The following is a 6,000-nucleotide window of genomic DNA, read 5'->3' as shown; positions in this document are numbered from 1 at the left end:
TAATCATGCTAAGAGCGCCATGGAAACCGTACAGGAATCGACGAAAAAGACCAGCGAAAATCTGCAACAGATGGCAGACAAGGGAATTGAAGAAGTTAACCGTCACTTTGACGAAATTGGTCAACATATCAACACATCTGCTGACCAGATTGCTAATCACGCTAAGCGCGCAATGGAAACCACACAGGCAGCTATGCAGGAAACCATTCAAAAAACAGGTGATAACATCCATCAGCTTACCGATAGGGGGATTGAAGAAGCTGACCGTCACTTCCAGAAAATCAGTGACCTTATTTCTGAAACCAGCGCTGATCTCGGCGCCCTTTACCAAGATACCTTTGAAGAACTAAATAGATTGGCAGAAAAACTTAAAGAAAACAGTCATCTTATGGAGAAAAACAGTGATAAAGCACTGGAGAACCTCTCGCAACATACAGATCGTACAATTCAGGCCATGGAAGATGTATCTAGTGCTCTGCGAGAATCATCCCGCAAGGCGCAGGAAGACTTTGCTGCACAATCTTCTGCTACTAGCGACAGCGTAAGAAAAGCTGCTGAAAGTCTCCAAAAGAGTGCGCTCAATGTCACAAGAGACATTTCTGACCAGCTGGAACAGATGATGAAGACTAACAATGAAAGTCTCAAAAAATCCTCGGAAAATCTGGCGAAGGACTTGGATAACAAGCTTACTAATTCTTTGGAATCAATGGGCAATGCTATGGGGAGTATTTCACAAAAATTTGCCGCCGATTACCGTCCTATTGCACAACGGCTCAAGGAGATCGTTGATCTTGCTAATGCAGCAAAAACTGCTAATATGGGAAGGTGATGTCCATGTTAAAACATAAAGTAAAAAATAACGGTGGCGATCACTGGATGTCTATATCTGATTTGATGTCTGGTTTGATGATGGTGTTTATGTTGATAGCTATTGCTTATATGATGCAGGTTCAAAATGAACAGCAAAAACAAGCACAAATTATTCAGGACTATGCCGTCATAAAGCATGACATATACCTAGCATTATATGATGAGTTTGAGTCTGATTTGCCAAAGTGGAATGCGGAGATAGATGAAAAGACGTTGGCGATCACTTTTAAAGAGCCAGATGTACTTTTTGGGGTGGGGTCTTCAGCGTTGACCCCGCAATTTCAAGCCACGCTTAACGATTTTCTCCCACGGTATTTATCAATATTACACCAGGAAAGATTTCGTGATAGTATTGAGGAGATCCGTATTGAAGGCCATACAGATCCTTTTTGGAAGGGGGCTCAAACTCGTAAGGAAGAATATCTGAAGAATATGGACTTATCTCAGCAACGAACCCGGGCAGTGTTGCTCTACACACTGGATAGAGCAGCACCCCCTGATAAGTTAGAGTGGATGATTTCCAAAATTACGGCTAATGGTTTGTCTTCTAGTCAGCCGATTATTAAACCAGATGGAAAGGTTGATGCTGAGCGTTCTCGTCGTGTTGAGTTTCGAGTTCGTACTAATGCGGATGAAAAACTCAATAATCTGCAGGAGGGCTTGCGATGAAAACAGTAGATTTTTTCAAATTGGAAAAGATTGCGCATGTTCATCGTATTATGCGCATTCCATATAATTATTATTCGGGATTTGACTTTACCAAAAAAGATATGAATATAGAATGGGAAGACCCTTTAAAACAGGGGAAGGAAATAAATGCTGATGATGATAATTTTGGTTGGAGTGAAAATGGTCTTTTCTACAATGGACAGCGTGTTAGACTATATATTCGTGATCAAATGAATTATACTCATGGAGAGAGCCGGCAAATGCCCAAGTATCATCTTACTTGGTGCAAAACATTGGAAGATATGCACAATAGAGGTAAATATGAGAAATATGTGGTATCTACCAGTACAGATAATTTTTTTCTTATAAATTGGGTTGATGGGATAAAGGTTGTCGAACAAACCTATGAGAAGTTAAGTGTATGCAAAAATTGTTTGCGTACACTTAACTGGAAAGGTTATGCAAATAATAAATATCAAAGGGATGAAATATTTTATAATTTTTCCATAGAAGAATTTTTTCATGAATACAATAGTGACAATATGGGGCAATTTGCTTACCTGCCTGGTGATTCTGATATTACAGCTCCCTTAAATATTTACCCTAATGAATGGAATGCTATTTCTAAACAGTTACGATCTGGTCATTTATTCTGTAGTAAATGTCAACGAAGGTTTAGTGTTGTAGATAAAGGAAAACTTCATGTTCATCACCGTAATGGCAAGAAGAATGATTGCAGGCGTTCTAATCTGGTAGTTCTTTGTGCAAGCTGTCATCAGAAAGAACATCCTGACCATAAAATATTGTTTTGGTGACATTTCGAACCTAGATCAAATTTTATTGGCAAAGTTTTGCTGGTTGCGTTATAATTCTAATGACTAAAGTAATTGATGGAGTGATGATATGTTGAAGCCAATGTTACTGAAAGCACCATTGAAAGATTATCTTTGGGGCGGCAATCGCCTGCGGAATGAATATGGCAAGGAGTCGGCTCTGGATAAGGTGGCAGAGAGCTGGGAGCTTTCCTGCCATGAAGACGGCCTGAGCCTTGTCGATAGTGGCGAGAACAAGGGAAAGACGCTGGCTTCGCTATTAGAAGGTCCCGGCAAGGAAATGCTTGGGACGAAGGCGGCGGAACTCGATTATTTCCCCTTGATGATCAAGCTGATTGATGCCAAGAAAGATCTGTCCGTGCAGGTGCATCCCGACAATGAATACGCCTGGCGTGTGGAAGGCGAGCAGGGCAAGACGGAGATGTGGTATGTGGTGGATGCTGAACCCGGTGCCAGTCTGATCTATGGCTTCAAAGAAAAAATCAGCAAGGAAGAATTCCAGCAGCGTATCGAGGATAATACCTTGCTGGAAGTCTGCAACCAGGTGCCCGTGCATAAGGGGGATGTGTTCTTTATCGAGGCCGGTACGCTGCATGCTATCGGGGCTGGTATCCTGATCTGCGAAGTGCAGCAGAGTTCTAACCTGACTTATCGCGTCTATGACTATGGCCGTCTGGGAACAGATGGCAAGCCGCGACAGCTGCATATTGACAAGGCTTTGGATGTCACGCGCTTGGAATTGCCGCCGCAGGTTTCTCAGACATTGATGGACATTGATATCTTTCCGCATATGGATGTGAAGCTTTTGGCAGATTGCGAGTATTTCAAGGTTTATCATGGCCGCTTGCAGGGCGACAGCGCCATGCATACCGGCACGGATTCCTTTCATTGCCTGACGGTGCTGGAGGGGGCTGTCAAACTCAGCGGCGGCGGGGAGAAACTGACGCTTTCCAAGGGGGCGACCGCCTTTGTGCCCGCAGGTTTAGGAACATATCAGCTGCAGGGACAGGCAGAGTTTATTTTGAGCAAATTATAACGAGGCAGGACATTGAAATTTGGCGAGTTTATGGCCAGCTTGCAGAAAGGCGGATTGAAACACGTTTATCTGCTGGCTGGTGAAGAACATTATTATATCGACAAGGCCCTGGAACGAATCCTGGCGAAACTGTTTTCCTCGCCGCAGGAACAATCCAGCGGTTTGCAGAAACTGACGGGTAATATCAATCTGGATGATTTGGCAGGCCTGATCGAAACTGCACCTTTTTTTGTTCGCAGCAATGTGCTGCTATTGCAGGATACATCGTTGTTCAAGGAGAAAAAAGGCGATGAGGCGAAAGATGCGGCCAAGTCCGGCAAGGATAAGGCGCTGGAACGCTTGCTGGACCTGCTGGCGGATATGCCGGAGTACAGCTATGTCATCTTCGTGCAGAATGGCAAGGCAGATAAGCGGCGCAAGATTTATAAGGCCATCGAAAAAGCCGGAGCCGTGCTGGAAGCTGAGGCAATCCGCGCCTGGAATATCGATGACTGGCTGCAGGGAAAGTTACAATCCCTGAACAAGGATATGGACAGCGAGGCCAGGGCCTATTTCAGCGGTGTCATCAGTACCATGCAGACCATCTCACTGGAATTCCTGGACCGGGAATTTGATAAGCTGGCCTTGTTCACAGAGGAACGGCGGATTAGTCGTGCCTTGTTGGAAAAAATATTTGCCGGATTGCCGGAAGTTTCGGTATTTGCCCTGCTCGATGCCATCAGCGAGCGCAAGGCAAAAAAGGCCATGCAGCTGCTAAGGCGGCAGCTCAGTGATGGTACCTATTTTACGGTGATACTGGCCCTGTTGACACGTCATGTGCGCCAGTTATGGCAGGCACAGGTCCTGCAGAAGCAGGGCGTCCGGGGGAAGGCTTTAGCTAAGCCATTGGAACTCAATCCCTTCATCGCCGAAAAACTGGGGCGCGCGGCCATGCAGTTCCCCGAGCCCGTGCTCAAGCGGAGCATGCTGGAACTTATCGACGCCGACTATTTCCTGAAAACAGGCCAGGCCGGCGAGGAAGTTCTGGAACATGTGGTCATAGACCTGTGCCGCGGGGCGGCGTAGATAAACGAAAAGAGGGCACAGGCTGCGCTCTTTTTATCTGTGTGGAACTTTATCGAAACAGGCATTTGTGGTATAATGCGAGCAACGGGAAGGAGATGTGTTGATCTTGTTGGAAATCTTAACGCAGCCCACGGTGGCTTTTGCTTTGTTCGGTGTGTTGTGTCTGGTTGTGGGGCTGATGCACATACGTCATGAGAAATTCAATACGCGCACGCTGGTGATGGCGGCGCTGTTATTGGCATTGGCTGTTGTCCTGCAGCAGCTGCGGCTGTTTCATATGCCGCAGGGGGGCAGTGTGACGGCGGGGGCGATGCTGCCGTTGCTTTTGATCGGTTACCGTTTCGGTGTCGGGACGGGGCTGTTGGCTGGTTTTACCTATGGCATAATAAATATGGTGCAGGATCCGTTCATCCTGCACCCGGTTCAGGTCTTATTCGATTATCCGTTGCCCTTTATGGCTATGGGGCTGGCAGGTCTTTGCCGCAAGCATATTTATGCAGGTGCGGCACTGGCCTTTGGAGCACGTTTCCTCTGTCATTTCATTTCCGGTTTCGTGTTCTTTGGCAGTTATGCGCCGGAGGGCGTGTCACCCGTGTACTATTCACTGGTGTTCAATGCCACTTATCTGGTGCCGGAACTCATCATCTGCTGTTTGCTGCTGAAGGTCCTGCCGGTGCAGAAGCTGCTTGAAAGTATTGATAGGCATTCACATCCGCAAGAAGAGCTCCGTCATATCCAGCAGTCATGATTTCATCCAGATAGGCGGTGGGGCTGCCGTAGAGGATATGTTTCCATTCCGGCCGCCAGTATTTCACCCGATGATTGTGGGAAAATTCCTCGTTGGATTCATCCATCCAGCGGGGATTTTTTTTTGACCAGTCAGTCTGCCAATACTGCCGCCAGGTTTCTGCTTCGCCGATATTCATATAGGCAAAGACCAGACGGCGGCCGCCCTGAGGCTTGTGCTTCAGGGACTCGACTTCCTGCGGCGTCAGCAGGCGGTCTTCGATATAAAGGTCGATGATCAGCAGGTCATAGGGGGTGCCTTGCAGGCTGGCCAGATACTCCGTACTGGAGGCGTATTGACCGGGATCTAACAGCAGCAGATAGTTGCGCACATCTGCCAGGTTTTCGATATCGTCGTCATTCACTGATGGCGGTGATTGTGGGGAATTGGCGAGGTCTGCTAATTGGCCATCCACGCTTTGCCGCATCTTTTCGGCATTTTCAGCGGTGTTGCCGTTGATGGGCAGGTAGAGAGCAGAACCGCCGTCTGTCAGTAACTGGAAGTGGCTTTTATGTTTATGGGCGTAATCGTGGAGCTCGCCTAAGAGCTCTACCATGGCTGTATCGAAATGGACTGGCGCCGAGGCTTCGCCACCAGCCAGAGCTGCAGCACTGGCTGTCAGGAGGCCCAGGCTCAGGAAAAATCTTTGCCACCAGGCAGCTTTGTTGTTCATAGGAGTTACCTTTCCGTACAAGTAATAAGTTTCTCTATTGTAGCATTTTTTTCAGACCGGGGCAATA

General features: G+C 47.1%; 7 protein-coding genes. 6 read left to right on the top strand and 1 reads right to left on the bottom strand.

The features are described 5' to 3' along the window. The 6 genes from BLQ59_RS15850 to thiT all read left to right on the top strand — a co-directional run. Window positions 1–829 (top strand): hypothetical protein (locus tag BLQ59_RS15850; protein WP_218122844.1); only part of this gene is annotated, 829 nt, incomplete at its 5' end. A 5-nt stretch (window positions 830–834) separates the two neighbouring features. Next, the gene (locus BLQ59_RS00910) at window positions 835–1,539 is read left to right on the top strand and encodes an OmpA/MotB family protein (RefSeq protein ID WP_143005232.1); all 705 of its coding nucleotides are present in this window, start codon (window positions 835–837) and stop codon (window positions 1,537–1,539) included. Continuing rightward, window positions 1,536–2,354, top strand: a complete 819-nt coding sequence (locus tag BLQ59_RS00905) for an HNH endonuclease signature motif containing protein (RefSeq protein ID WP_074570833.1) — start codon at window positions 1,536–1,538, stop codon at window positions 2,352–2,354. Before BLQ59_RS00910 ends, BLQ59_RS00905 begins: the two co-directional genes overlap by 4 nt. A gap of 88 nt (window positions 2,355–2,442) precedes the next feature. Further along, entirely contained in the window at window positions 2,443–3,408 is a 966-nt protein-coding gene (locus BLQ59_RS00900; protein ID WP_074570832.1) for a type I phosphomannose isomerase catalytic subunit, read from the top strand. A gap of 12 nt (window positions 3,409–3,420) precedes the next feature. Then, on the top strand, window positions 3,421–4,473 hold the full coding sequence (gene holA / locus BLQ59_RS00895) for a DNA polymerase III subunit delta (RefSeq protein WP_074570830.1): 1,053 nt from the start codon (window positions 3,421–3,423) through the stop codon (window positions 4,471–4,473). Window positions 4,474–4,573: 100 nt separating this feature from the next. After that, window positions 4,574–5,221, top strand: coding sequence for an energy-coupled thiamine transporter ThiT (gene thiT, locus BLQ59_RS00890; RefSeq protein WP_074570827.1), 648 nt, complete (start codon window positions 4,574–4,576; stop codon window positions 5,219–5,221). On the opposite strand, the gene BLQ59_RS00885 is transcribed toward thiT, so the two are convergent. Next, window positions 5,115–5,933, bottom strand: coding sequence for an endo alpha-1,4 polygalactosaminidase (locus BLQ59_RS00885; protein ID WP_074570824.1), 819 nt, complete (start codon window positions 5,931–5,933; stop codon window positions 5,115–5,117). The two genes, thiT and BLQ59_RS00885, sit on opposite strands and share 107 nt — an antisense overlap. Window positions 5,934–6,000: the final 67 nt, after the last annotated feature.

Origin of the sequence: Pseudoselenomonas ruminantium (assembly GCF_900104055.1) — a bacterium.
GTDB lineage: Bacteria > Bacillota > Negativicutes > Selenomonadales > Selenomonadaceae > Selenomonas_A > Selenomonas_A ruminantium_C.
Note: the sequence above shows the minus strand (reverse complement) of the source record. Positions and strands in the feature narration are given on the sequence as shown.